Origin of the sequence: Paracoccus aurantiacus (genome assembly GCF_007993065.1) — a bacterium.
Lineage (GTDB): Bacteria > Pseudomonadota > Alphaproteobacteria > Rhodobacterales > Rhodobacteraceae > Paracoccus > Paracoccus aurantiacus.
In genome coordinates this window covers 117,905-142,183 of the sequence record NZ_VOPL01000005.1, presented here as the reverse complement: position 1 = coordinate 142,183, position 24,279 = coordinate 117,905, and the positions used below count along the sequence as shown (strand labels likewise).

Annotated in this window: 23 protein-coding genes; 8 read left to right on the top strand and 15 right to left on the bottom strand. The window is 62.2% G+C overall.

Annotated elements, in window-relative coordinates:
- Positions 1-1,299 carry an NAD-dependent dihydropyrimidine dehydrogenase subunit PreA gene (gene preA, locus FQV27_RS13235; protein ID WP_147099305.1) on the bottom strand — a complete coding sequence of 433 codons (1,299 nt, stop codon included), beginning with the start codon at positions 1,297-1,299 and terminating at the stop codon, positions 1-3.
- A complete protein-coding gene (locus tag FQV27_RS13230) occupies positions 1,292-2,632 on the bottom strand; it encodes an NAD(P)-dependent oxidoreductase (protein ID WP_147099302.1) in 1,341 nt (446 codons plus the stop codon). Before FQV27_RS13230 ends, preA begins: the two co-directional genes overlap by 8 nt.
- Before the next feature lie 243 nt (positions 2,633-2,875).
- On the opposite strand from FQV27_RS13230, the gene FQV27_RS13225 reads away from it, so the two are divergent.
- A complete protein-coding gene (locus FQV27_RS13225) occupies positions 2,876-4,954 on the top strand; it encodes a 3-hydroxyacyl-CoA dehydrogenase NAD-binding domain-containing protein (protein WP_147099300.1) in 2,079 nt (692 codons plus the stop codon).
- Between the two features lie 3 nt (positions 4,955-4,957).
- Here FQV27_RS13225 and FQV27_RS13220 read toward each other — a convergent pair whose 3' ends face one another.
- Genes FQV27_RS13220 through pobA form a run of 8 tightly spaced genes read right to left on the bottom strand, consistent with a single transcriptional unit; the run spans position 4,958 to position 11,565 of the window.
- A complete protein-coding gene (locus FQV27_RS13220; RefSeq protein WP_147099298.1) occupies positions 4,958-5,692 on the bottom strand; it encodes a sulfite exporter TauE/SafE family protein in 735 nt (244 codons plus the stop codon).
- Positions 5,693-5,694: 2 nt separating this feature from the next.
- Positions 5,695-6,990, bottom strand: a complete 1,296-nt coding sequence (locus FQV27_RS13215) for a lyase family protein (protein WP_147099296.1) — start codon at positions 6,988-6,990, stop codon at positions 5,695-5,697.
- A complete protein-coding gene (locus FQV27_RS13210) occupies positions 6,990-7,829 on the bottom strand; it encodes a 3-oxoadipate:acetyl-CoA acetyltransferase (RefSeq protein WP_147099294.1) in 840 nt (279 codons plus the stop codon). The genes FQV27_RS13215 and FQV27_RS13210 overlap by 1 nt, the downstream gene beginning before the upstream one ends.
- Positions 7,822-8,514: a protocatechuate 3,4-dioxygenase subunit alpha gene (locus FQV27_RS13205; protein WP_147099291.1), complete on the bottom strand. Its 693-nt coding sequence runs from the start codon at positions 8,512-8,514 to the stop codon at positions 7,822-7,824. Before FQV27_RS13205 ends, FQV27_RS13210 begins: the two co-directional genes overlap by 8 nt.
- 1 nt (position 8,515) lies before the next feature.
- A complete protein-coding gene (gene pcaH / locus FQV27_RS13200) occupies positions 8,516-9,238 on the bottom strand; it encodes a protocatechuate 3,4-dioxygenase subunit beta (protein WP_147099289.1) in 723 nt (240 codons plus the stop codon).
- Positions 9,235-9,615, bottom strand: a complete 381-nt coding sequence (gene pcaC / locus FQV27_RS13195) for a 4-carboxymuconolactone decarboxylase (protein WP_147099286.1) — start codon at positions 9,613-9,615, stop codon at positions 9,235-9,237. Before pcaC ends, pcaH begins: the two co-directional genes overlap by 4 nt.
- Entirely contained in the window at positions 9,608-10,396 is a 789-nt protein-coding gene (gene pcaD, locus FQV27_RS13190; protein ID WP_147099283.1) for a 3-oxoadipate enol-lactonase, read from the bottom strand. Before pcaD ends, pcaC begins: the two co-directional genes overlap by 8 nt.
- Positions 10,396-11,565, bottom strand: coding sequence for a 4-hydroxybenzoate 3-monooxygenase (gene pobA / locus FQV27_RS13185; RefSeq protein ID WP_147099281.1), 1,170 nt, complete (start codon positions 11,563-11,565; stop codon positions 10,396-10,398). Before pobA ends, pcaD begins: the two co-directional genes overlap by 1 nt.
- 89 nt (positions 11,566-11,654) lie before the next feature.
- Between pobA and pcaQ the strand changes: the two genes are divergently transcribed.
- The 3 genes from pcaQ to FQV27_RS13170 all read left to right on the top strand — a co-directional run bounded on the left by pcaQ (position 11,655) and on the right by FQV27_RS13170 (position 14,853).
- Positions 11,655-12,572 carry a pca operon transcription factor PcaQ gene (pcaQ, locus tag FQV27_RS13180; protein WP_147099278.1) on the top strand — a complete coding sequence of 306 codons (918 nt, stop codon included), beginning with the start codon at positions 11,655-11,657 and terminating at the stop codon, positions 12,570-12,572.
- Positions 12,573-12,694: 122 nt separating this feature from the next.
- The gene (locus FQV27_RS13175; RefSeq protein ID WP_147099274.1) at positions 12,695-13,324 is read left to right on the top strand and encodes a glutathione S-transferase family protein; all 630 of its coding nucleotides are present in this window, start codon (positions 12,695-12,697) and stop codon (positions 13,322-13,324) included.
- Positions 13,325-13,326: 2 nt separating this feature from the next.
- On the top strand, positions 13,327-14,853 hold the full coding sequence (locus tag FQV27_RS13170; RefSeq protein WP_147099271.1) for a VOC family protein: 1,527 nt from the start codon (positions 13,327-13,329) through the stop codon (positions 14,851-14,853).
- 51 nt (positions 14,854-14,904) lie between these two features.
- On the opposite strand, the gene FQV27_RS13165 is transcribed toward FQV27_RS13170, so the two are convergent.
- The 3 genes from FQV27_RS13165 to FQV27_RS13155 form a co-directional block, all read right to left on the bottom strand.
- A complete protein-coding gene (locus FQV27_RS13165; protein WP_147099267.1) occupies positions 14,905-15,441 on the bottom strand; it encodes an NADPH-dependent FMN reductase in 537 nt (178 codons plus the stop codon).
- A gap of 166 nt (positions 15,442-15,607) precedes the next feature.
- Positions 15,608-16,798, bottom strand: a complete 1,191-nt coding sequence (locus FQV27_RS13160) for an MFS transporter (RefSeq protein ID WP_147099264.1) — start codon at positions 16,796-16,798, stop codon at positions 15,608-15,610.
- A gap of 29 nt (positions 16,799-16,827) precedes the next feature.
- The gene (locus FQV27_RS13155) at positions 16,828-17,652 is read right to left on the bottom strand and encodes an aldo/keto reductase (protein ID WP_147099262.1); all 825 of its coding nucleotides are present in this window, start codon (positions 17,650-17,652) and stop codon (positions 16,828-16,830) included.
- Positions 17,653-17,781: 129 nt separating this feature from the next.
- Here FQV27_RS13155 and FQV27_RS13150 point away from each other — a divergent pair, with 129 nt between their 5' ends.
- Entirely contained in the window at positions 17,782-18,681 is a 900-nt protein-coding gene (locus FQV27_RS13150) for a LysR family transcriptional regulator (protein WP_147099259.1), read from the top strand.
- A gap of 12 nt (positions 18,682-18,693) precedes the next feature.
- On the opposite strand, the gene FQV27_RS13145 is transcribed toward FQV27_RS13150, so the two are convergent.
- Together FQV27_RS13145 and FQV27_RS13140 are read right to left on the bottom strand one after the other, a co-directional pair.
- The gene (locus FQV27_RS13145) at positions 18,694-19,350 is read right to left on the bottom strand and encodes a YggS family pyridoxal phosphate-dependent enzyme (protein WP_147099257.1); all 657 of its coding nucleotides are present in this window, start codon (positions 19,348-19,350) and stop codon (positions 18,694-18,696) included.
- Between the two features lie 68 nt (positions 19,351-19,418).
- Positions 19,419-20,426 carry a porin gene (locus FQV27_RS13140; protein WP_186827304.1) on the bottom strand — a complete coding sequence of 336 codons (1,008 nt, stop codon included), beginning with the start codon at positions 20,424-20,426 and terminating at the stop codon, positions 19,419-19,421.
- A gap of 298 nt (positions 20,427-20,724) precedes the next feature.
- Between FQV27_RS13140 and FQV27_RS13135 the strand changes: the two genes are divergently transcribed.
- The 3 genes from FQV27_RS13135 to lptE all read left to right on the top strand — a co-directional run bounded on the left by FQV27_RS13135 (position 20,725) and on the right by lptE (position 24,275).
- Positions 20,725-21,198, top strand: a complete 474-nt coding sequence (locus FQV27_RS13135; protein ID WP_147099253.1) for a DUF3576 domain-containing protein — start codon at positions 20,725-20,727, stop codon at positions 21,196-21,198.
- Between the two features lie 67 nt (positions 21,199-21,265).
- On the top strand, positions 21,266-23,803 hold the full coding sequence (leuS, locus tag FQV27_RS13130) for a leucine--tRNA ligase (RefSeq protein WP_147099251.1): 2,538 nt from the start codon (positions 21,266-21,268) through the stop codon (positions 23,801-23,803).
- Positions 23,790-24,275, top strand: a complete 486-nt coding sequence (gene lptE, locus FQV27_RS13125; RefSeq protein ID WP_147099249.1) for an LPS assembly lipoprotein LptE — start codon at positions 23,790-23,792, stop codon at positions 24,273-24,275. Before leuS ends, lptE begins: the two co-directional genes overlap by 14 nt.
- Positions 24,276-24,279 lie beyond the last annotated feature (4 nt).

Genomic DNA, 24,279 nt, shown 5'->3' with positions numbered 1-24,279 from the left:
TCATTCGGCGGCCTTGGCCATCGGGTTGTTGGGGTGGGTCGTCCAGTTTCCGAACTCGACCACCTTCTGCCCGGTACGCGGGTCCGTGTCGCCCAAGGGCAGCTCTCGCATGGTGATGCAATCCTCGACCGGGCAGACATCGACGCACAGGTTGCAGGCGACGCATTCGTCGTCCTTCACCTCGAACACGCGGCCCGGAAGCATGGCGATGGCCTGATGGCTTGTATCCTCGCACGCGGCATAGCAGCGCCCGCATTTGATGCACAAATCCTGGTCGATCTGTGCCTTGGTGACATAGTTCAGGTTCAGATATTGCCAGTCGGTGACGTTCGGGACCGCACGTCCGATCAGGTCGTTCAGGGTGATGTCCTTGTCGTCCAGATACTGGCCGAGGCCAGAGATCATTTCCTGCACGACCTTGAAGCCATAGGTCATCGCCGCCGTGCAGACCTGCACATTGCCCGCGCCAAGCGCCATGAATTCAGCCGCATCGCGCCAAGTCGTCACGCCGCCGATTCCGCTGATCGGCAGGCCCCGCGTTTCCGCTGACCGCGCGATTTCGGCCACCATATTCAGCGCAATCGGCTTCACCGCCGGCCCGCAATAGCCGCCATGCGCGCCCTTGCCGTCAATGGTCGGTTCCGGCGCGAACAGGTCCAGATCGACCGAAGTGATACTGTTGATCGTGTTGATGAGACTGACCGCGTCGGCCCCGCCGCGCTTCGCGGCCTCGGCCGGTTTGCGGATGTCGGCGATGTTGGGCGTCAGCTTCACGATGCAGGGCATGCGCGAGTATTGCTTGACCCACCGGGTCACCATCTCGATATATTCCGGCACCTGGCCGACGGCAGAGCCCATACCGCGCTCGCTCATCCCGTGGGGGCAGCCGAAGTTCAGCTCCACCCCGTCGGCGCCGGTGTCTTCAATGGCGGAAAGGATGGCTTTCCAGCTGTCTTCGTCACAAGGGACCATCAGGCTGATGACAAGCGCGCGGTCGGGATAGTCGCGCTTGACCTGCTTGATCTCGCGCAGGTTCACCTCCAGCGGCCGGTCGGTAATCAGCTCGATATTGTTCAGCCCCAGCACCCGGCGATCGGCGCCGTGGATGACGCCGTATCGCGGGCCGTTGACGTTCACGACCGGCGGCCCTTCCGCACCGAGCGTCTTCCACACCACGCCGCCCCAGCCAGCCTCGTAAGCGCGGCGGACATTATATTCCTTGTCGGTGGGCGGGGCAGAGGCCAGCCAGAACGGGTTAGGGGATTTGATCCCCACGAAGTTCGAACGCAGATCAGCCATTTTTCCCTCCCATCAGGTAGGTGTGCATATCTTCGGCGGCGTCGCGACCCTGAGCGACGGCGCTGACGGTCAGATCCTCGCCTTCCGCGGTGCAGTCGCCGCCCGCCCAGATACCCGCAACCGTGCTGCGGCCGGGTCCGGTAACGGCGATCTTGCCGCCTTCTACGACCAGCCCGTCAGGCATCGCGTGCAGCCGCTGGCCTATGGCCGAAAGCACCTGATCGGCGCGAAGGCGAAAGGTTTCGTCAAGCTTCTGCAGCCCGCCGGGTCCATCCTCGGTATAGGCGAACTCAATCTCGGCACCCTGATCGCCCGTGTGGATCGCAACCGGCGTCGCATTGGTGCGGATGCGCACGCCCGCGCCTGTCGCGTGATCCTGTTCGTGGTCGGATGCCGACATCGCCTCTTGCCCGCGACGATAGACGATGGTGACATTCTCTGCGCCCAGAAGCCGGGACTGCACGGCTGCGTCCACGGCTGTCATGCCGCCGCCGATCACCACAACGTCGCGCCCGACGGGAAGCGAGGTCAGGTCTTCGGTCTGGCGCAGCTCGGCGATGAAATCGACCGCATCGCGCAGCACGCCATTCGCCGCACCAAGGCCCGGATCGTTGACACCGCCAAGGCCCACGCCAAGAAAAACCGCATCGAAATCGTCCTGCAACTGCGTCAGCGTCACATCGCGACCCAGTGCCTTGCCGCATTCCATCGTTATGCCGCCGATCGGCAGCAGCCAGTCGACCTCTCGCTGCGCGAAGGCGTCGGTCGCCTTATATGCGGCGATGCCGAATTCGTTTAAACCGCCGGGCTTGGGGCGTGCTTCGTAAACCGTCACATCGTGGCCATGCATCGCCAGCCGGTGCGCGCAGGCCAGCCCCGCAGGCCCCGCACCGACCACGGCGACGTGCTTGCCGGTCGCAGCCGCCCGCGCAAATGGCTGTGGAGCCGTCATCGCGACATCGGTAGCATAACGCTGCAAGCGCCCGATCTCGACCGGCTTGCCCTCGGCGGTTTCGCGCACGCAAGCCCCCTCGCACAGCGTTTCTGTCGGGCAGACCCGCGCGCACATGCCGCCAAGAATGTTCGATGACAGGATCGTTGCCGCCGCCGCCTCCGGCGTGTCGGTCGCGATCTGGCGAATGAACAGGGGGATGTCGATGCCCGTCGGACAGGCATCCACGCAGGGCGCGTCATAGCAGAAGTAGCAGCGATCTGCGGCGACGGCGGCCTCGTGCGGATCAAGCGGTGGTTCATGGTCCGAAAAACCGGCTGCAATCGCGTCGGCCGGAAGGCGCGCGGCTGCAAGACCGGGCGTAAGGGGCGAGTTCGTCACGTGTGGCTCCCTTTTCTTGTCTGGGTGGCTGTCAACAGGATGCCACGGATGATTTTTTTATCAATTGGTAAAATTACATGCCTCGGACGGCGACCCTCGCTGGCCCCTCAAGACGCCTCGCAACCGGGCGCGACGCCTTGAAATCGGGCAGTGCGGTAGCCGCGCGGCTAAACTGTGCTATAGCTGCCTGAGGGACCATTTCCCCATCAGGGTTCCGTCCCGGCTCTGCTGAAAGGCCCGTTCATGTCCAACCCCATCCGCCAGGAATTTCGCGGTAACGCCCTTGTTCTTACGGTCGATAACCCGCCGGTTAACGTGATCTCGCAATCCGTGCGCGCGGCGTTGCTGGCGGCTTGTCAGGACGCAAAGGCTGCCCTGCAGACGGGGCGGATCGACCGGGTCGTCATCACAGGCGCGGGGCGGGCTTTCGTGGCCGGAGCCGATGCGAAGGAGTTTGACGGGCCAGCACTTGATCCGCAGCTGCCCGATGTGCTGAACGCGCTTGCCGAACTTCCCGCCATCGCCGCGATAAACGGTGCTGCACTTGGCGGGGGCTATGAAATCGCGCTGTCCTGCCGATACCGCATCGCTGCGCCATCGGCGGTTCTGGGACTGCCAGAGGTCACGCTTGGCGTGGTTCCGGGGTCGGGCGGGACGCAGCGGCTGCCACGTCTGATCGGGCTGGAAAAGGCATTGCCGTTGATCTCGACCGGAAAGACGCTGAAAGGCAAGGCGGCGCTGTCGGAAGGCATGGTCGATGCGCTCGCCGATGATCCGCTGGCAGAAGCGCTCGCGCTCGACCTGAGCCGGCTTCGCCCCGCCATTTCCGATATGCCTGCCCCCGCGCCCGCACCTGTGGCGGCGCAAGCCGCGCGCGAGACGGCGCAGAAGCGGATGCGCGGCCAGACCGCCCCGCTGAAGGCGATCGAGCTGATGGAGCAGGCTGCCACGCTTCCGCTCGCCGAAGGTATGGCGGCTGAACGTGCCGCATTTCTGGACCTGCGCGCCGGTGAACAGGCCCGCGCGCTGCGCCATATCTTCTTTGCCGAGCGCGGGGCGGGTGCGTCACGCGATTTGCGGAAACTGGACCCTAAGCCGGTCGATCATGTGCTTGTGGCAGGCGGCGGCACGATGGGCGCGGCGATTGCCTATGCGCTCAACACCGCCGGCATCGAGATCACGCTGCTGGAAAACGATGCCGAGGCAGAGGCGCGCGCCCGTGCCAATGTGGCCAAGCTGTTTGCCGATGCCGTCAGTCGTGGCAAGCTGGAACAGGCCGAATCCGACCGCCGCCAGTCCGATACGTTCCAATTCATCAGTGGCCACGACGCCGAACTGCCCGCAGCAGATATGGTGATCGAGGCCGTTTTCGAAGATCTTGACGTCAAGCGCGCCCTGTTCACACGCTTGGCTGGGGCGCTGCCGGGCGACACGATCCTTGCCACCAATACCTCATATCTTGATGTGAACCGGATTGCCGAGGTGGTGCCTGATCCCACTCGCTTCCTCGGCCTGCATTTCTTTGCGCCCGCCCATTTGATGAAACTGGTCGAGGTGATCCGGGCCGAAGGCACTTCGGCGCAGACGCTCGCCACCGCTTTCGCGCTGACCGGCCGACTGAACAAGATCGCGGTCGAGGCAGGTGTCTGCGACGGCTTTATCGGCAATCGTATCCTGACCCGCTATCGCCAGACCGCGGATGTCCTGCTGCTCGAGGGCGCGCTGCCGGCGCAGGTGGACCGCGCGATGATGGCGTTCGGCATGGCGATGGGTCCATATGCGGTGCAGGACCTGTCTGGCCTCGATATCGCTTATGCCAACCGCAAGCGCAAACGCGATGCGGGGATCGAATTCACCGGGCGCTATGTTCCCGTGGCCGACAGGTTGGTCGAAGACCACGCACGCCTTGGCCGCAAGACCAAGGCCGGCTGGTATGATTACCCCGATGGCAGGCCCGTCCCCTCAGAACTGGTCGATAACGAGGTGCGCCGCGCATCGGAAGAAGACAAAGTCACCCGCCGTGAATTTACCGATGACGAGATCGCGCGCCGGCTTGCGCTTTCGATGATCGCTGAAGGCGCGGAGATCGTCGACGAAGGCATCGCCAACCGACCTGCAGATGTGGACCTCGTGCTGGTCCACGGATACGGATTTCCGCGTTGGCGTGGCGGGCCGATGCGCCTGGCGGATGAATGGGGCCTTCCCGAACTGGTCAGGGAATACAAAGCACTTGTGGCAGAAGATGCGAAAAGCTGGTCCGTGCCGCCGCTTGTCGAACGTCTGGCACGCGAAGGGCGCAGCTTCAGCGACCTGAACGGCTGACGTTCAGAGCGATTCCAGCAGCAACATTCCCGCGATGACGACCAGCAGGGCCATTATCATCCGGTCGAATGCCTTTGCGCCCACGCGCCGGACCATCGCCGCGCCGATCGGCATGCCCACGAAAAGCGGGATGCATGCAAAAATGCTGACAAGAAATATCTGCCAGGTCATGATCCCGACCGCGACAAGCGAAGGAAGCTGAACGATCGACATCGCCGCAAACATCGACGAGATGGTGGGTATAAAGCGATCACGCGGCAGGTGGATCGCATGTAGATAGGTCAGCGACACCGGCGCAGAGATCCCGGCAGCCCCCTGCAACACGCCGCCCAGAAACCCGGCAGGTGCCGCCAGCACCCGCGCCACGCCATAGTTCAGTTGCCAGTCCGGCTTCATCAGGCGGAAGGCCACGTAGAACAGCGCGAGCAGGGCGACGATGATCGACAGCCATTTCGACGGAAGCGCCGCCAGAAGGAGCGTGCCGATCAGCGCGCCAATCGCGGCTGCGATTACAAGCCGCCATACGAAGCCTCGGTCACGCAGATTGTGCCGATAGCTCCATCCCTGCCAGATGTTCGAGGCGAGTGCGGGGACAGCAAATACCGCAACAGCATAGGGCACGTCATAGTAGATCGACAGAATTGGTATGACGACGACTGGCGTTCCTGCACCGATCGCACCCTTCAGGATGCCGCCCAGCAGAAAGGCCAGCATCGCGACCAGAAATATTGTGATCATGTTCAGTCCCCGGCTGCGCGCGCGATGGCCGGCGCCGCCCCCAGATTGCTTTCCGGCGCCAGTTCCGCCTGCCAATCCCGGCCCGGCGCAATCCTCTCCAACGCCGCGTCAAGCGTCAGGCTCTGATCCTTCTGCATCTCGGAAAGCGCGCGCGCAACAATCTTCAGCGCCTCTGACCGGGGCATGTCCTGTGCCAGCAGAAAGCCTGCAGCTTCGGCCATCATCATGCCGCGATCTGCGCTGAAGGCCTCCGCAATCCGATCCGGGTTCGCCCGAACTGTCTGTGCAAGGTCAAGCCCGATGCGCAAGCTTGCGGCAGTCCGTTCCAGCATCGCGGGCAGCACTGCCCATTCCATCTCCAGTGTTGCGCCATCGCGTTCATAGGCATGGATCATAGCCTGATGCAGTTCCCCCAGATCGCCTGCATTCAGCCGAGCCAGCGTCACCAGCGTTTCGGCCGCGACCGGGTTCGACTTCTGCGGCATGGTCGATGATGCACCGCCGGTGCCCGCCGTGACCTGCGCCAGTTCCGACTGACCAAGCAGAACCAGATCAGCACCCATCTTGCCAAGCGCGCCGGTCGTCAGCGACAGCCAGCCACCGAGTTCGGCGATCAGGTCACGGGTGCTGTGCCAGGGAATGTCAGGCGCGGCCAGATCCAGATCGTCGGCCATGATCTGCCGGACCTCGGAAACCCTTGGACCGAGCGCGGCAGACGTCCCCGCCGCGCCGTAAAGGGACAGGTTCAGCAGGCGCGGCAGCAGCTCGTCCAAGCGCTGCAACTGACGCGTCAGCGGAGCGCGCCAGACGGCGATCTTCGCGCCAAGCGTCGTCGGTGCAGCGATCTGAAAGCGGGTATGCGCAGGGATTGCCAGATCGGCATATTCACGGGCCTTCGTGCCAAGCAGATCGCTCAGACCCGACAACCGCGACCGCAGAAGCGCCAGCGCCTGCGACAACTGGATCATCAGCCCCGTATCGACGATGTCCTGCGAAGTCGCGCCGTAATGCACCCATCCCGCATGATCGCCCGCCGCCTGTTTCAGCGCGGTGATGACAGGCTGCGCGGTGATGCCAGCACGGGCGACGCCCGCTGCCAGACCCAACGGATCGGGGCGCAGGCTTTCGGCGGCACTCGCGATCGCAGTCGCCGCGTCTTCCGGGATGATCCCCAATCTGCCCTGCGCACGAGACAGCGCCGCCTCGGCACGAAGCATGGCCGAAATCGCTGCCTCATCACCCATCAGCGCCGCCATTTCGGCATCGCCAAGCAAATGCGCGAACAGGGTCGACACCATCAGGCCGCCCGAAGTCCCAGCATCTGACGTGCCTGCTGGAAGGTGGCGACGGGGCGTTCGTATTTCCCGCACAGATCGACCGCCCGTTTCACCAACGCCGCGTTCGAGGGTGCAAGACTGTCCTTGTTCAGACGCACGTTGTCTTCCAGCCCGGTGCGCGCATGGCCACCCGAGGAAATCGCCCATTCATTGATCACAAGCTGGTTCGAACCGATCCCGGCGGCGCACCATTCGGCATCATCACCGAACAGCCGCTTGACCGTGTGGATATAGTAATCGAACACATCGCGATCGACCGGCATGGCGTTCTTCACGCCCATGACGAATTGCACATAGGGCGTATCCTTGATCTTGCCCGCCTTATGCATCGCCCCCGCCTGCAGGATGTGGCTAAGGTCAAACGCCTCGATTTCCGGCTTCACATCGTATTTCAGCATCTCGGATGCCAGCCATTCGACCAGATCAGGCGGGTTCTCGTAAACGCGGGTCGGGAAGTTGTTTGACCCGACCGACAGGCTGGCCATATCCGGCGCAAGGGACAGCATGCCCCCTCGTGCATTGCCTGCGCCGGACCGCCCGCCCGTCGAGAGCTGGACGATCATGCCGGGACAGTGCTTTTCCAGCCCCTCTTTCAGCGCAGCGAACCGGTCCGGGTCGCTGGTGGGTTTGCCTTCGTCGTCGCGCACATGGCAATGCGCGATGCTCGCGCCCGCTTCGAACGCTTCCTGAGTGGACTCGATCTGTTCCGCGATGGTGATCGGGACTGCAGGATTGTTTTCCTTGGTTGGAAGCGACCCGGTGATGGCGACGCAGATGATGCAGGGTTTGTTGTCAGACATCGAAGAACACCGTCTCATTGTCGCCTTGCAGGCGGATTTCGAAGCGATAGACCGGGACACCGTCGCGTTCCCCGTCGCGTTTGGCAAGCAAAGTCGCGCGGCGGTTTTCCCATTCGATCAGGTTCAGTACGGGATCGGTGGCGTTGGCCTCCTTCTCATCCTCGAAATACATACGGGTGTTCAGGCCGATATTGATGCCGCGCGCGACGATCCACAGGTTGATATGCGGGGCCATTGGCGCATGGCTTTCCATGCGGCCCTGCCAGTCCGGGCTGTTGGCCGCGACCTTGTCGGACACGCCTGATCCCAGCTTGACCCGCGCCTTGACCGCGCCCGGCTTTACGGTGTCGAAACCCCATTCGCCGGTGGCGAAATCGGTGATGACGCGCCCCCAGCCGCGAAAGCCGTCCTCGACCTCTCCACCACCTTCTGGATGGGCGTAGATGCCTTCGGAATTGGCCTGCCAAGCTTCCAGCAGCACGTCCTTCACAGGGCTGCCCATGCCGTCGATGACCAGCCCTTCGACGCGGATGCGTTCGCCCCTGGCGTTTGGCCCGGCAATATCGCGGCCCAGTTCCTCGCGGTAGATGTCGAAGCCCGCAGCGCCCGGTGCAAGGCCGATATGGACGTAAGGTCCCGCGGTCTGGGACGAGGATTCCTTCAGGTAATCAAGCTTCTGTGTCATCTCAGTTCCCCGCCAGCCGGTTTTCGAACAGGGTGGACCGCCGCCCGCGCAGCACGATGTCGAACTTGTAGGCGATACAATCCAGCGGCACCGAGGCGTTCATGTCCAGCCGCGCGATCAACTGCCCAATGGCATCAGGATCGGGGATCGTGGCCACGATAGGGCACAGTGGGATCAACGGGTCGCCTTCGAAGTAAAGCTGCGTAATCAGCCGCTGGCAGAAGCCCGATCCGAAAACCGACACATGGATATGCGCGGGTCGCCAGTTGTTGACCCAGTTGCGCCAGGGATAGGCACCGGGCTTGATGGTGCGGAAATAATAATAGCCGTTCTCATCCGTGATCGTCCGCCCGCAACCCCCGAAATTCGGGTCGAGCGCGCCAAGATAGGTATCCTTCTTGTGGCGATAGCGCCCGCTGGCATTTGCCTGCCATATCTCGACCAGCGTGTTCGGCACGGGGCGGGCATTTTCGTCCAGCACGCGGCCATGAACGATGATACGCTCGCCCACCGGGTCCTGATCCTTGGCGTAGTTCTTGATAAGATCGTTATCTATCGGGTCGATGTCGCTATGGCCAAAAACCGGCCCGGTGATTTCGGATACGGACTGCTGCAGCGAAATCATGCTGTAGCGGGGCGAGCGCGCCACCGATGTCTTGTAATCCGGGGTCAGCGCCGGCGGCTGGCGGCGGCGGTCGCGTTGATAATATTCGGCAGGCTTCATTGGCTCCCCTCCATTTCGGCATAGGTTTGCTTGGCCAGTTTCAATGCGTGGTTCGCGCGGGGGACGCCCGCGTAAATGGCGACATGCTGAAACGCCTCCAGCACATCGCGCTTGCTTGCGCCCGTGCGGGCGGTGGCGCGGATATGCATGGGGATTTCTTCGAAATTGCCGGTCGCGGCCAGCAGGGCCAGCGTCAGCATGGACCTTTCGCGGCGACTGATGCCGTCGGAGGCCCAGACATTCCCCCATGCGCCTTCGGTAATCAGCGTCTGGAACGCCTCGTCGAAATCCGTCTTTGCCCCCTCGGCGCGGTCGACGTGGGCGTCGCCCAAAACCTCTCGACGGACCTTCATGCCAGTGTCGAAACGATCAGACATGACCAACCTCTTTCAAAAATGCGTTCAGGATTTCTGCGTATTTCTGCGGCGCCTCGACGCAGGGCAGATGGCCTGCGCCGTCGATTTCGGCATAGCGCGCGCCTGGGATCAGCTTGCCCGATGCCCGCACCAGTTCCGGCGGGGTCGACCCGTCAAGGCTGCCCGCGATCATCTGCACCGGCAGCGTCAGCTTTTCGACCTCGCGGCGCAGATCAGCACCCGCAATGGCTTGGCAGCAACCGATATACCCGTCCTGCGGCTGTCGCGCCAACATGCGTTCCCACAGCCCGACTTGCGGAGTTGACCGGAACGCGGGCGAGAACCAGCGCTCCATCGTGGGGGCTGCGATGATCTTAACCCCGCCCTCGCGGATGGCGGCAACGCGGTCATTCCACATCTGGTCGGTCCCGATCTTGGCAGCGCTGTTCGAGATCACCAGAGCCTTCAGCAGATCCGGCCGCCGCAACGCAATCGCCTGCCCGATAAGCCCTCCGATAGACAGCCCGACGAAGACCACGTCCTTCAGCCCGAGGCCCTCGATCAGACCCGCCGCGTCATCGGCAAGCTGGTCAATGCTGTAGGGGGAAGGTGTCTCCTCGCTCAGCCCATGACCGCGTTTATCATAGCGCACCAGGCGCAGGCTGTCCGGCAGCAGGGGCAAAAGCGCGTCCCAAAGCCGCAGATCCGTGCCCAGAGAATTCGCAAAGACGACTGCCTTGCCGTCCTTCGGTCCCTGATCGGCATAATGCGTGCCGATCCCGTTCGTGTTGATCGTCAGCATCAGTATGGCAACCCCACATAATTTTCCGCGAATGCGCGCTGCTGCGCCTCGTTGTCGCGCAGGAAAGCGATGTCCGCTGCCTGCATCTTCAGGTCGAACTCGCTCATATCCGGGTAGCGGTGCAGAAGTCCGCTGAACCACCAACTGAAGCGTTCGGCCTTCCAGACACGAAGCAACGCCTTTTCCGAGTAGCGGTCAATCCCGTCGCTGTCCTTGTCATGATAGTGCTGGACGAGCCCGTGATACAGGTAATGCACATCACTGGCCGCAGTATTCAGCCCCTTCGCGCCGGTCGGCGGCACGATATGGGCTGCGTCGCCGCACAAAAACAGCCGCCCCCACCGCATAGGTTCGGTCACGAAAGACCGCAGCGGAGCGATGGATTTTTCGATGCTTGCACCAGTCACAAGCTTGTCGGCAATCTCGTCTGGAATGCGATGCTTCAGCTCGCTCCAGAAGGCCTTGTCGGTCCAGTCCTCGGCATGATCGGACAACGCGCATTGGATATAATACCGAGAGAGGTTCTCGTTGCGCATTGAACACAGCGCGAAGCCGCGTTCCGAGTTGGCATAGATCAGTTCGTCATGCACCGGCGGGGTTTCAGACAGAACACCCAGCCAGCCGAACGGATAGGTCTTTTCGTATTCACGCCGCACATTCAGCGGGATCGTATTGCGGCTGACGCCGTGAAAACCGTCGCAGCCGGCGATGAAATCGCAATCTATCCGCTTCGTCTGTCCGTTCTGCTCATAAGTGACATGGGGCTTGTCGCTGTCGGCGTCGTGGATGACGACATGATCGACCTCGAACTCGGTCCGGGCACCCGCCGCCTCGCGTGCGTCATAAAGATCGCGCGTCACCTCGGTCTGGCCATAGACGATGACGGGCGTTCCGGTCAGCGCCATGAAATCGAGGTGAAACATCTCGCCGCCGAAGGCAATCTGCGTCCCGTCATGGACATAGCCTTCCTTGTGCAGCCGATTAGCGACGCCGGCCTCTTCCATCAGGTGAACAAGGCCGGTTTCAAGCACCCCCGCGCGTATTCGACCCAGAACATATTCGCGGGTCTTCCGCTCCAGCACGACGGCCTCGATGCCCTGCTTGTGCAATAATTGGCCAAGCAGCAGCCCCGACGGCCCTCCGCCGATAATGACGACTTGTGTGCGCATTCGAGATCCCCCTCAACGCGAGGATTGCATATGGAAATCGTCATGAAAAATGACATTATGCGCGAAATAGTTATCAAATAAGGCAAGTAATGGATCGCCGGATCAAGCTGCGCCATATCGAGGCATTCGTCGAAATCATCCGCGCGCGCAGCCTGAAACGCGCGGCAGAGCGGCTGAACCTGACCCAGCCCGCCATTTCGCGCACGCTGGCCGAACTTGAAGCGATCCTTGGGGCGCGGCTGCTGACGCGGGGGCGTGGCGGGGTGGAACTGACGGCGCAGGGCGAGGTGCTGTTCGATTTTGCGCAGGCCGGGCTAGGCTCGATACAGCGGGGACTTGACGGCGCGTCCGACCAGATGCGCGAAAGTGCGCCACGTCTGCGCCTCGGTGCGCTGCCCTCGGTTGCGGCGCGGCTGCTGCCGGAACTCGTCACGCTGCTAGGCGCAACTGCGCCCAACCTGCTTTTGACGATCGCGGACGGCTCCCACGAACATCTGACCGACCAATTGCGTGCCGGTAGCGTCGATCTGGTGCTGGGACGGCTTGGCGCACCTGATACGATGCGCGGCCTCAGCTTTACGCAGCTTTATCTTGAGGACGTGATCTTCGTTACGAGGCCCGGCCACCCGATCCTGTCGAACCCCGACCTGCAGCGGCTCACCGACGAATTCACCGTGATTTTCCCGCCGCCCTGGGCCGCGATACGCCCCTTTGTAGAGCGCTTGCTGATTGCCGAGGGCGTGACCATTCCGTCGCGCCGAATTGAAACCGTATCGGGCGCATTCGGGCGTATTCATACGGCGCAAAGCGATGCCGTCTGGGTGATTTCCTCTGGCGTCGTCGCGAATGAAATTGCGGATGGACGTCTGGTGCGCCTGCCGTTTTCGACCGCCGGAACCGAAGGGCCCGTCGGATTGATGCGCCGCGCCGCAGATCGCGAAACCGCTGAGATGCGCCTGCTGGCACGCGCCGCCGCCGATGCTGTTGAGCGGCTCGGGCTCAGCTGAGCGCGACGCATGTGCTGGGGCGTGCTGTATCGTGCAACACGGTGTTCGCATGGCGGAACATTGACTTCGCGAACCGAAAGAACTTGCTTTGTGGGCAGGCACACATGCCAATGGAGCTTTTCATGCCAACGCTTTTTTACGCCACCGGCGCATGTTCGCTGGCCCCGCATATCGTCCTTGAATGGATCGGCGAACCTTACGAGGCTGTGAAGGTGCAGTTCGGATCGAAGGAATTGCTGGCGGTGAACCCTGCGGGGGCCGTGCCGACGCTGCGCGAGGATGATGGCTGGCTGCTGACGCAGGCCGGCGCGATCCTTGAATATCTGGCCGCAAGTCATCCCGATGCCGGCCTGTCCGGCGGCGACAGCCTGCGCGAGCGCGCCGAGGCACATCGCTGGTCGGCATTCTTCACGAGTGATCTTCACGCGGCGTTCTGGCCGATTTTCACACCGCAGCGATATACCACCGATCACAGCGATGATGCGAAAAAAGCCGTCGTCGAGTCAGGTGTGAAGCTTGTGCAGAAGCAGCTTGGGACGTTGAACGATCATCTCGGCGAACGAGACTGGATCTTGGGTGAAGGGCGAGGCACACGCTCTGTCATCGACGCCTATGCTTTTCCGATGATCCGTTGGGCGATCAGGATGCTGCCGGGCGGGATCGACGCATTTCCAAATATTCAGCGCCTTCATGACGCGTTGGCGGCGGACCCGGCGGTTCAGAAAGTTCTGGCAGACGAAAAGGCGGGCTGAAGATGACAACAGGTATCCATCACGTCACCGCCATCACCAGGCGGGTGCAGGACAACATTGATTTTTACGTCGGCTTTCTGGGCCTTCGGCTGGTCAAGCAGACAGGCGGCTATGAAGATGCCGAACAGCTTCACCTGTTTTACGGTGACGCGGCGGGCAGCCCGGGCAGCATCGTCACCTTCCTTGTCTGGGAGGACGGCTCTCCGGGCCGGACGGGACTTGGACAGGTCAGCGAAATCGCGCTCGCGGTCCCGGCAGACAGCATCGGTGACTGGCTGCAGCGCGCGATGGCCGCGCGCATACCGATCGAGGGACCAAGCCGCGAATTCGGCGAAACGGTGCTGCGCCTGAAGGATAAGGACGGCATCATCGTCAAGCTGGTTGGCGTCGATATGGCCGCGGCCGCGCCGCTGCCGGACCCGATTGCGCCGACACGCGTCAGGGGTGTCACCGTTCTGACTGACGATCCTGATGCGACAGCAGAGTTCACCGCCCGCTTCGGCTATCGCACCGACGCGACCGAGGGGAACAGCCGTCGTATGATCTCTGACAGCGGTGACGCGGTCGATATCCGCGATGCGCGCGGCTATTTTCCCGGCATTCCGGGCGCTTCCATCTTCGATCACGTCGCCTTTCGCGCGCCCGATGCGGATGCCGTCCGAAAGATGCGGCTGTCGCTGAAGGATGTCGAAAGCGCGACAAATGTTCATGACCGCAAATACTTCCTGTCGCTTTACGTGCGCGAGCCTGCCGGCACGCTTTATGAATATGCGACCGATGCGCCCGGCTTCACGGTGGACGAGCCGCTTGAACATCTGGGCGAGAGGCTGATGATCCCACCCGCCGATGCTGGCAGGGCCGCCGATCTGAAACTGATGCTGCCGCAATTCGCCCTGCCGGGCGAGGAAAGGATGCCGATGCGCGACCTGCCCTTCATTCACCGCTTCCACACGCCCGAAGACCCTGACGGCAGCGTGATCGTCCTGCTGCACGGCACGGGCGGAAACGAGACAGACCTGATGCCTTTGGCCGCAAAGCTGAACCCGCGTGCCACGCTGCTGGGTCTGCGCGGACGCTCGACCGAGGAGGGCATAAATCGCTGGTTCCGCCGCTTCGACGCGGTGACTTACGACCAGCCAGACATCATCGCCGAATCCGAAGCCTTGGTCGGCTTCGTCGAAGGCGCGGTCCGTGGATATGGGCTTGACCCCGACAAGCTCAGCTTTCTGGGCTATTCCAACGGCGCGAACCTGCTGGGGGCGGTCATGCAATTGCATCCCGGCACTGTCCGTCGCGCCATACTGCTGCGCCCCGTGCAGGTGCTGGAGGCGCCACCAGAAGCAGATCTTGGCGGCACCGAGGTGTTGATGTTGACCGGAAACCACGATCCGTTCAGCCGTATGGCGCCCGTGCTTGAAGAGGCGTTGCGCAAGGGTGGGGCCGATCTCGATTCGCGGATAGTCGACGCCGGACACGAACTGTCGGCTGCCGATCTGACCGCCGCATCGGATTGGCTGGCCAAAGCCTGATCGCATGCCCTAGCGCGGCGCGGATTAACGCGCCGCGCTAGGGCAAGCCGTCTAAAGGCTGTCGGCGAAACCGCTGACCAGACCTCGCAGCATATCGCGCGTCTTGTCGTCGGTCAGATTGCCGTCGTCATCGAAAAGCTGCCCGGCGCGCGATACCATCATCCGTCCCTCCCACAGCTCTGTCTTGAGGGTGCGCAGCACGGGCAGCCAACCGTTCTGCGCCAGGATCGTCCCGAAACCGCCCGGCGACGCGCCAATCAGCATGACGGGCTTGCCGACGAACATCTTCAGCCCCGGCCCGCGTGACATCCAGTCAATCACGTTCTTGAAAACGCCAGGCACACCGTTGTTGTATTCCGGCGTGACCAAAAGCAGCCCGTCAGCTGCGTCAAGCTGCGCCTGCAGGGTCTTTACCGAAGGCGGCAGGCCCGATACGGTTTCCTCATCGGCGTTATACAGCGGGACGTCGTGAATGCTGCCAATATCAATACTGGTGCCGTCCGGCGCGAGATCGCGCGCGGCGCGAAGCAGTCCTGCATTGTAAGACGCCTTGCGAAGGCTTCCCGATAGGCCAAGGATCTTGGGCATGTCCGATCTCCCATTTCCGGTTGTGTCGAAGTCTGCGTGGCAGCGCGTTTGATACAAGCCCTAATCGCCGCAGCAATCGAGCCGAGGATACAGGCCGCGTTAAAAAAGCCGCCGGGGTTTCCGGCGGCTTTTGACTCGTAAACATACGCGCGTTCGCACATAGAAATCACATCTCGCAGGCTTGGGTTCCATTGACGTTGCGGAAGCTTTTCAGCGCGATAAGTGCCAACCCGCTGGCGGCAAGCAGCCCGCCGATGACCGGAACCGCCGCATATCCTGCCCCGGCAGAGATCACCGCACCGCCTGCCGCCGCGCCAATCGCATTGCCAAGATTGAACGCGCCGATATTGACGGACGACGCCAGACCGGGTGCGTCGGCGGCCTCTTTCATGACACGGGTCTGGATCGGCGGGACGATGGCAAAGGCGGCAGCACCCCAAACCAGCAGAATCGCGGCAGCGCCGAGATGGGTTCCAAGGAAAAGCGGCATGGCGATCATGATAACCGTGAGCGCAGACAGGAAAATCGACGCGGCACCGTCCAGCGACCAGTCGGCCAGGCGGCCACCCAGAATGTTGCCGAGCGTGAAGCCAACGCCGACCAGCACCAGCGACAGCGTGACAAACCCCTCGGACGCGCCGGTGATCCGTTCCAGCATCGGCGCCACATAGGTATAGAGCGTGAACATCGCGCTGGAACCAAGCACTGTCGTCAGCAGCGCTGCCAGCACCGCGGGCCGGGTCAGAACCCCCAACTCGAATTTCAGATCGGGACGCTTGCCGGTCATTCCCTTCGGCAGCGCGAGTGCCAGCGAGATGATCGCAACAACGCCAAGCAGTGCGGTCCCTGCAAATGCCATGCGCCAGCCGATCTGCTGGCCAAGCCAGGTCGCGGCGGGGACGCCGCCGATATTCGCGATTGTCAGGCCCATGAACATTGTCGCAACCGCGCTTGCCTGACGCTCACGAGGGACAACACTTGCGGCAACGACGGCGCCAAGCCCGAAAAACGCTCCGTGGTTCATGCTGGTCACGACGCGGGACAGCAGCAGCGTCCAGTAGCCGGGCGACATGGCGGACATCAGATTGCCGATCGTGAAGATGGTCATCAGCATCATCAATGCCTGGCGTTTTCCGAAACGGCTAAGCAGCAATGTCATGACCGGTGCGCCGATCATCACACCGATCGCATATGCGCTGACCAGCATCCCGGCCGTCGGGATCGACACATCGACCCCGTCGGCGATCACCGGCAGCAAGCCCATGGGCGAAAATTCGGTCGTTCCAATCCCGAAGGCCCCGATGGCAAGCGCCAGCAGAGGCCACGTCCCGCGGGACGTGGTGTCAACTTGTGTCATCTTTTATTCTCCTGAAGGTGCCGGGCGGCTTAAGCCGCCCAGTCCGGCGCAAGCCCTTTCGGATCGACGATGCGTCCATCGGGGCGGGACAGGCCCGCGATGATCTGCATGTCAGCGGGGCTGAGCGTGAAATCGAAAATGTCGAAATTCTCTGCAACGCGCGCGGGTCTGGCGGTTTTGGACAGGGCGATATAGCCCTGCTGAACCAGCCAGCGCAGCGCGACCTGCGCGGCGGTCTTGCCGTATTGCGCCCCGATCTTCTGCAAAGCCTCATCCTTCGGCACTGCACCATCGGCCATGCCGTAATAGGCAGTGATCGCTATCCCCAGCTCCTGCGCGGCCTGCGCCAGGCGCGACTGGTCGATATAGGGATGAAGTTCGACCTGATTGGTGACGATCGGCGCAGGACTGACCCGAGCGCTTTCTCGCAATTGCGAAACATTCTGGTTGCTGACCCCGATAAAGCGCGTCTTGCCGGCGGCCTGCACCTCATTGATAAGCGCGACCTGTTCGGGGACCGGAACGCTGTCGCCCGGCCAGTGCAGCAGAAGCAGATCGACCTTATCGACACCCAGCTTGTCCAGGCTTTCATCGACCGAGGCCGCGAACTGGCCCTTGGCATACTTGTCCACCCAGACCTTGGTGGTCAGGAACAGCTCGTCGCGTTTTGCGCCTGCCGCATCAAGCGCGCGCCCAAGCGCCGCCTCGTTCTTATAGATTTGCGCCGTATCGAAATGCCGGAAGCCAGCCTCCAGCGCGGCGGGAACGACTGCTTCCACCTCTGCGTCCGACATGCGGAAAACACCGAAGCCGAGCGCCGGAATCCTTGCACCGTGAGCCGTGACATATTCCATAATCTTGACCTTTCCTGATGCCGACGTGGCCGTCGTTGCGTGTCCCTTAGTTAGCGCGTCAATCTGCGCTTGATAACCGCGCGGATCGCCACATTATCTGTGAAGTGATTTCACAGACAGGGCATATGAATGGACAACCGCGCGGGCGAGATGCAGGTCTTTCTAAGCGTTGTGGACAGCGGCAGTTTTTCGGCCGCGGCTCGGCAGATGCGCATGACGCCATCTACCGTCAGCAAACTGATCGGACGGATCGAGGCGCGGCTTGGCGTTCGCCTTCTGGAACGATCTACACGGCGATTGTCGCTGACCGACGAAGGGCAGGCCTATTACGAGCGCAGTCAGGCGCTGCTTGCCGAGCTGGAAGAGATCGAGGCAGAGCTGTCGCGCGGTTCCGCAGGCATGGGCGGCACGGTGCGGGTCAGCGCTTCGGTCGGGTTCGGCATGGTGGCGATACAGCCGCTGCTGCCGGATTTCTGGAACGAATACCCGAACATCACCATTGATTTGTCGCTTTCCGACGAAATCGTGGACCTGTACCTTGAACGGACGGATATCGCGTTCCGCGTCGGGACCCTGACCTCATCCAGCCTTACCGCGATCAAGATCGGCACATCGCCGCGCAAGATCATCGGCTCGCCCGACTATCTGAAAGCACGCGGCGTTCCGAATACGGTCGAGGACCTGGCCGGGCACGACTATCTTGGCATGAACTTCAGGCGCACATCGCCGCTCTGGCCGCTGCGCGAGCAGCCGGGATTCACCGATGGGCAAAGCGGCAGACTGCTTGCGAATAACGGCGAATCGGTGCGGCGGCTGGCGCTGGCGGGCATGGGCCTCGCGCGGATGGGAGAGTTTCATATTCGCGACGATCTGCGCAACGGTCGTCTGGTCGAGGTGCTTTCCGATGTCGCAATCGGCGATACCGAGGACATTCACGCGTTGTTCATCGGCGGCAGCAGGATGCCGCATCGGGTGCGCGCCTTTCTCGATTTCATGACCCCGCGCTTGCGTGCGTATATGGATGGATAACGCCGAAGGCTGTTATGCAGAATAATCGCGCTTGCCGAAAATCGCGCTGCCGACGCGCACATGCGTCGCGCCTTCGGCAATGGCGCTTTCGAAATCGGCGCTCATCCCCATCGACAGTTTTTCCAGCCCTTCAGCCTCGGCAAGCTTGCGCAGCAGGCGGAAATGCGGGGTCGCGTCCTCGCCCTCGGGCGGAATGCACATGAGCCCCTGCGGATCGAGACCAAGACCGCGCAACTGAGTGATGAATCCCGGCAGTTCATCGGCGAGGATGCCGGCCTTCTGCGGCTCGTCCCCGGTATTGACCTGCACGAAAAGCTGCGGCAGCCGGCCCTGCGCCTCCGCGGCCTGCGCCAGCTTGCGGGCCAGCGACATCCGGTCCAGCGTGTGGATCGCGTCGAACAGCCCGACTGCGACCTTCGCCTTGTTCGACTGCAACGGCCCGATCATGTGCAACTCAACACCAGGCCAGCGTTCGCGCCAATCGGGCCACTTGCCCTGCGCTTCCTGCACATAATTCTCGCCAAAGACGCGCTGCCCGGCGTCCAGCACGGCCTCGACCCGCTGATCGGGTTGCACCTTGCTGACCGCAATCAGCGTGACCGAGCCTTCGGGCCGCCCCGCCGCTGTTTCTGCCGCGCGAATGCGGCGCGTGATGTCATTCAGTTCCATGGCGCGACGTTCACAAAAGAAAAGAGCGGGCGCAAGGCCCGCTCTTTCCATAAAACATTCAGGTTCGATTAGAACGTGAAGTTCAGACCGATATCGACCAGCGTGTTGTCGTAGTCGGTTGCGCCGAAGTTGCTCGAGGTATCGACGATACCACCTTTCAGCATTGCGCCGCCGCCCAGATCGTAGTTGGCGCCGATGCCGAACGCGCGACCTTTCACGTCGACGTTCTTGAAGTCGTTCTCACGCCAGAAAGCGTTCAGAGCAACACCGTTGGCCATTTCGTAGCCAGCACCCAGACCGTACTGAGCGTAATCCCAGTTGTCGTTGTCCGAGTTGGTTTTCAGGTAGGCAGCCTTGAAGGTGATGCCGTTGATCGAGGTGCCACCCGAGATACCCCAGGTATCCGAGTCAGCGCCGTCGCCCAGCGGACCGAAAACGGTTTCGAGCGTGTCTTCGTCGTCGATCACGAACGGGTTGATCGTGTAGTCCGACTGTTCGTAACCGATGCCGAAGGTGTAGTTGCCGAGGTCGTAGCCGACACCGACGCCCCAGGACTGGGTGTCACGTTCGTCATCCGAGTTGTCGTAGTAGGCGTCAGCGAACGAAGCGTACAGGTTGGCGTTGCCGATGCTGTATTCATACAGCAGCGAAGCGTCGCCATCGACTTCTTCCGAGGTCGAGTAGGCGAATTCGTTCCAGTAGTCGAGGCCCGACAGACCGACTTCCGGCAGGTCGCCAACGGCTTTTTCCAGTGCGCCGTCGATGTCACCCGCGGTCAGTTTGCCGTAAGCACCCGACACCCAGACATAGCCGTCGGTGCCCGAGTTGTTGTCGCCAGCCGAGTCATTCTGGTCCGAACGGATTTTGGCGCCGAACGAGATGCCCGAGTCCGATTCGCCGGTCAGGGTGAAGTGGACGCGGATACGGTTGACGACGTTGTACGAGTCGCTGCCGGTATAGCTGGTGTCGGTTTCATAACGCAGACCCAGACGTGCTTCGCCGGTCACGGCGACTTCAGCCGAAGCGACGCCAGCGGTCATGACGAGCGCGGTGGTCGCAAACAGAACCTTTTTCATGGTGTTCCCTCTTGTCTCTCGAAGTAATCCCCAATCGTGCTGCTTGCCGTTGGGTATGGACGATGTGTCGCTCGTTCCCCCATGCAATGCAATGAAAACGCCCAACTCCATCCGCATTGGGAATTGTGTGGTGCTTATAGGTCACACCCCGGTGAAGGGAAATGATGGAACCGGATCGGACCCCCTGCGACAGCGGCGCATGGTCGGCCGATGTTTCGGGAAAAGCTTGTCCGCGCAGCCCGATCCGCGCTAATGAGCAGCAAGGCCGTAAAGGCCACCATTGGATAAGGACAGTGTCATGACCCGCTTCGCGCTCCGCTCCGCTGCGACCCGTTCAGCTGCGACACTTCTGCTGAGCCTTTCGCTGGCTGCATGCGGCGCGGGCGGCGGCAGCAATCAGCAATCGCAGCAGCCAGAGCAGCGACAGTCCACGATCTGGGACCTGTTCTCGAACCGCAGGGATTCAAATGACACGGTGGCGGTCAACAAATACCTGTGGAATGCCAGCCTAGATGTGCTGAACTTTCTGCCGATTCAGTCGGTCGATCCGTTCACGGGCGTGATCGTGACCGGCTATGGCACCCCGCCAGGCGGTGGCCGTTCATATCGCGCCACCATCCACATTACGGACCCCGCGCTTGACGCCCGGTCGCTTCGTCTGTCGCTTCAGGGTGCCGGCGGCTCGGCCGTGGCCCCTGACACGGTCCGCGCGGTAGAGGACGCGATCATGACACGCGCCCGTCAGCTTCGCGTCGCCGATGGCAAGCTGTAAGTAAGGACTTACTTCTCTTGCGCGCGAGCGTTAAACCCTTCGGGCAATAAACACGCCCGGAGTCACCATGTCCTATACCCCCGCGACCAGCGAACCGCATTGGCAGAAGGCCTGGGCCGATGCCGAAAGCTTCCGCGCCGTGCGGGACGAGCGGCCGAAATATTACGTGCTGGAGATGTTCCCCTATCCGTCGGGGCGCATCCATATCGGGCATGTCCGCAACTATACGATGGGCGACGTGGTGGCGCGGTTCAAACGCGCGCAGGGGTTTTCCGTGCTGCATCCGATGGGTTGGGACGCCTTCGGAATGCCGGCCGAAAACGCCGCGATGGAAAATGGCGGACATCCGCGCGACTGGACCTATGCCAATATCGCCACGATGCGGGACCAGCTGAAGCCGCTGGGGCTGTCCATCGACTGGTCCCGCGAATTCGCCACCTGCGATGACGACTATGTCGCGCAACAGCAGGCGCTGTTTCTTGATATGCTGGACGCCGGGCTGATCACCCGCAAATCGGCGCAGGTGAACTGGGACCCGGTCGATATGACCGTGCTGGCCAATGAACAGGTGATCGACGGCAAGGGCTGGCGGTCCGGGGCCGACGTCGAACGCAAGGAACTGACGCAATGGTTCTTCCGCATCACCGACTTTGCCGAGGAATTGCTGGACGCCATCGACAAGCTTGACGGCTGGCCGGAAAAGGTCCGGCTGATGCAGCAGAACTGGATCGGCAAGTCGCGCGGTCTGCAGTTCCGGTTTGCCACTGTGGATGCGCCCGAAGGTTTCGGCGAGATTGAGGTTTACACCACCCGCCCCGACACCCTGATGGGCGCAAGCTTCGTGGCGCTGTCGCCCGATCATCCGCTGGTGAAGCAGCTGGCCGAAACGAACCCCGCCGTTGCGGAATTCGTCGAGGAATGCCGCCGCATCGGCACGACCGAGGAGGCCATCGAAACCGCCCCGAAAATGGGGTTCGATACCGGGCTTACCGTCACGCATCCGCTTGATCCTGAATGGAAACTTCCGATCTGGATCGCGAATTTCGTGCTGATGGATTACGGCACCGGGGCTATCTTCGGCTCTCCCGCGCATGACGAACGCGACCATGAATTCGCCACCAAATACAGCCTGCCGATTCGCGCCACCTTCGGTGAGAAAGGCATGACACTGGATCAGGCGGATGAGTTTGTCAGCAAAGCGCCCTATGTGCCTGCGAAAACCGAAGTCGTGACCTATGTCCGCGGCTTCGCGGGCGAGGCAGACCAGACCGGCGACGCCGCAGTCCCCGCAGCCATCGCTGTCGCCGAACAACAAGGATGGGGCGAAGGCGTCACGAAATTCCGCCTGCGCGACTGGGGCATCTCGCGCCAGCGCTATTGGGGCTGCCCGATTCCCGTCGTCCATTGCGAAAAATGCGGCACCGTACCGGAAGCCAAGGAAAACCTGCCGGTCCTGCTGCCGCTTGACGTGACATTCGACGTGCCCGGCAACCCGCTTGACCGGCACCCGACATGGCGTCAGGCGACCTGCCCCGTCTGCGGCGGCGAAGCCACGCGCGAAACCGACACGATGGACACCTTCGTCGATTCCAGCTGGTATTACGCGCGTTTCACCAGTCCCCATGCCGACACGCCGACGACGCAGGCCGATGCCGATTACTGGATGAATGTGGACCAGTATATCGGCGGGATCGAGCATGCGATCCTGCACCTGCTCTATTCCCGCTTCTTTGCCCGTGCGATGCAGAAGACCGGCCACCTGCCCGAAAAAGCAATCGAGCCGTTCAATGCGCTGTTCACGCAGGGCATGGTCACGCATGAAATCTACATGACCCGCGACGAAAAGGGCCGCCCGGTCTATCATCTGCCCGAAGATGTGACCGACGGTAAGCTGGCCGATGGCACGAAGGTGGAAGTCATCCCTTCGGCCAAGATGTCGAAATCCAAGAAGAACGTCGTTGATCCGGTCAATATCGTCGCGAATTTCGGCGCCGATACCGCGCGCTGGTTCATGCTGTCCGATTCGCCGCCCGAACGCGACGTGGAATGGACCGCCGCCGGGGCCGAGGCCGCGAACAAGTTTCTGTCCCGCGTCTGGCGTCTGGCCGACGAATCGCCGGAAGGCGAGGCCGATCCCGAACTGACCCGCGCGGCGCATCGGGCAATTGCCGATGTCACCAAGGCGATCGAGGGCTTTGCCTTCAACAAGGCGGTGGCGAAGCTGTATGAACTCGCCAACGCGATCGGCAAATCCAAGGCAGGCGGCGAATCGCGGCGCGAGGCGCTGCGGATCATGGCTCAGCTTCTGTCGCCTTTCGTCCCGCATCTGGCCGAGGAGGTCTGGACCAAATCGGGCGGCGAAGGTCTGGTCATCGACGCGGCCTGGCCGAAGGCAGACCCCGCGCTGCTGGAAGATGACAGCGTGACGCTGCCCATCCAGATCAACGGCAAGCGGCGGGCGGAAATCTCGGTTCCCAAGGCGATGCCGACGGAACAGATCGAGGCGTTGGTGCTGGCCGATGAAACCGTGCAGCGCTTCCTTGACGGTGCCGCGCCGAAGAAGCTGATTGTCGTGCCGGGAAGGATCGTCAATGTGGTTGCGTAACCTGATCGCCGTCGCCGCCTTGGCGGTGACCGCCGCCTGCAACATGACGCCTGCTTACGGTCCGGGCGGCACGGGCACGGCACTGCACGGAAGGGTGCAACTGCGCGAGCCCGCGGATGTCGACAGCTTCGCGCTGAACCGGCGCCTCTCGGAACGACTTGGCCCTGAAGCGGCGGCGAGCTATGCGCTGGATTACCGCCTGACCACCGCCAGCGTGGCGCAGGGCATCACGCCCGACGACGTAACCACCCGATATTCGCTGAACGGCACCGCGGATTTCGCGCTGACCGATATTGCAACGGGCGCTGTGCTGACACAGGGCCGCGTCAGCAACTTCACCAGCTATTCCGCCGTTGGCACAACCATCGCCACGCTGGCAGCAGAACGTGACGCGCATGAACGACTGATGGTCATGCTGGCCGATCAGATCATGACCCGCCTGCTGGCAACTGGTCCGAAACCCGCGCCGTGATACC

Bases quoted from the DNA above. Each gene is read 5' to 3' on its own strand.
- preA (WP_147099305.1), bottom strand. From the start codon at position 1,299: ATGGCTGATCTGCGTTCGAACTTCGTGGGGATCAAATCCCCTAACCCG.
- FQV27_RS13225 (WP_147099300.1), top strand. From the start codon at position 2,876: ATGTCCAACCCCATCCGCCAGGAATTTCGCGGTAACGCCCTTGTTCTT.
- FQV27_RS13220 (WP_147099298.1), bottom strand. From the start codon at position 5,692: ATGATCACAATATTTCTGGTCGCGATGCTGGCCTTTCTGCTGGGCGGC.
- FQV27_RS13215 (WP_147099296.1), bottom strand. From the start codon at position 6,990: ATGGTGTCGACCCTGTTCGCGCATTTGCTTGGCGATGCCGAAATGGCG.
- FQV27_RS13210 (WP_147099294.1), bottom strand. From the start codon at position 7,829: ATGTCTGACAACAAACCCTGCATCATCTGCGTCGCCATCACCGGGTCG.
- FQV27_RS13205 (WP_147099291.1), bottom strand. From the start codon at position 8,514: ATGACACAGAAGCTTGATTACCTGAAGGAATCCTCGTCCCAGACCGCG.
- pcaH (WP_147099289.1), bottom strand. From the start codon at position 9,238: ATGAAGCCTGCCGAATATTATCAACGCGACCGCCGCCGCCAGCCGCCG.
- pcaC (WP_147099286.1), bottom strand. From the start codon at position 9,615: ATGTCTGATCGTTTCGACACTGGCATGAAGGTCCGTCGAGAGGTTTTG.
- pcaD (WP_147099283.1), bottom strand. From the start codon at position 10,396: ATGCTGACGATCAACACGAACGGGATCGGCACGCATTATGCCGATCAG.
- pobA (WP_147099281.1), bottom strand. From the start codon at position 11,565: ATGCGCACACAAGTCGTCATTATCGGCGGAGGGCCGTCGGGGCTGCTG.
- pcaQ (WP_147099278.1), top strand. From the start codon at position 11,655: ATGGATCGCCGGATCAAGCTGCGCCATATCGAGGCATTCGTCGAAATC.
- FQV27_RS13175 (WP_147099274.1), top strand. From the start codon at position 12,695: ATGCCAACGCTTTTTTACGCCACCGGCGCATGTTCGCTGGCCCCGCAT.
- FQV27_RS13170 (WP_147099271.1), top strand. From the start codon at position 13,327: ATGACAACAGGTATCCATCACGTCACCGCCATCACCAGGCGGGTGCAG.
- FQV27_RS13165 (WP_147099267.1), bottom strand. From the start codon at position 15,441: ATGCCCAAGATCCTTGGCCTATCGGGAAGCCTTCGCAAGGCGTCTTAC.
- FQV27_RS13160 (WP_147099264.1), bottom strand. From the start codon at position 16,798: ATGACACAAGTTGACACCACGTCCCGCGGGACGTGGCCTCTGCTGGCG.
- FQV27_RS13155 (WP_147099262.1), bottom strand. From the start codon at position 17,652: ATGGAATATGTCACGGCTCACGGTGCAAGGATTCCGGCGCTCGGCTTC.
- FQV27_RS13150 (WP_147099259.1), top strand. From the start codon at position 17,782: ATGGACAACCGCGCGGGCGAGATGCAGGTCTTTCTAAGCGTTGTGGAC.
- FQV27_RS13145 (WP_147099257.1), bottom strand. From the start codon at position 19,350: ATGGAACTGAATGACATCACGCGCCGCATTCGCGCGGCAGAAACAGCG.
- FQV27_RS13140 (WP_186827304.1), bottom strand. From the start codon at position 20,426: ATGAAAAAGGTTCTGTTTGCGACCACCGCGCTCGTCATGACCGCTGGC.
- FQV27_RS13135 (WP_147099253.1), top strand. From the start codon at position 20,725: ATGACCCGCTTCGCGCTCCGCTCCGCTGCGACCCGTTCAGCTGCGACA.
- leuS (WP_147099251.1), top strand. From the start codon at position 21,266: ATGTCCTATACCCCCGCGACCAGCGAACCGCATTGGCAGAAGGCCTGG.
- lptE (WP_147099249.1), top strand. From the start codon at position 23,790: ATGTGGTTGCGTAACCTGATCGCCGTCGCCGCCTTGGCGGTGACCGCC.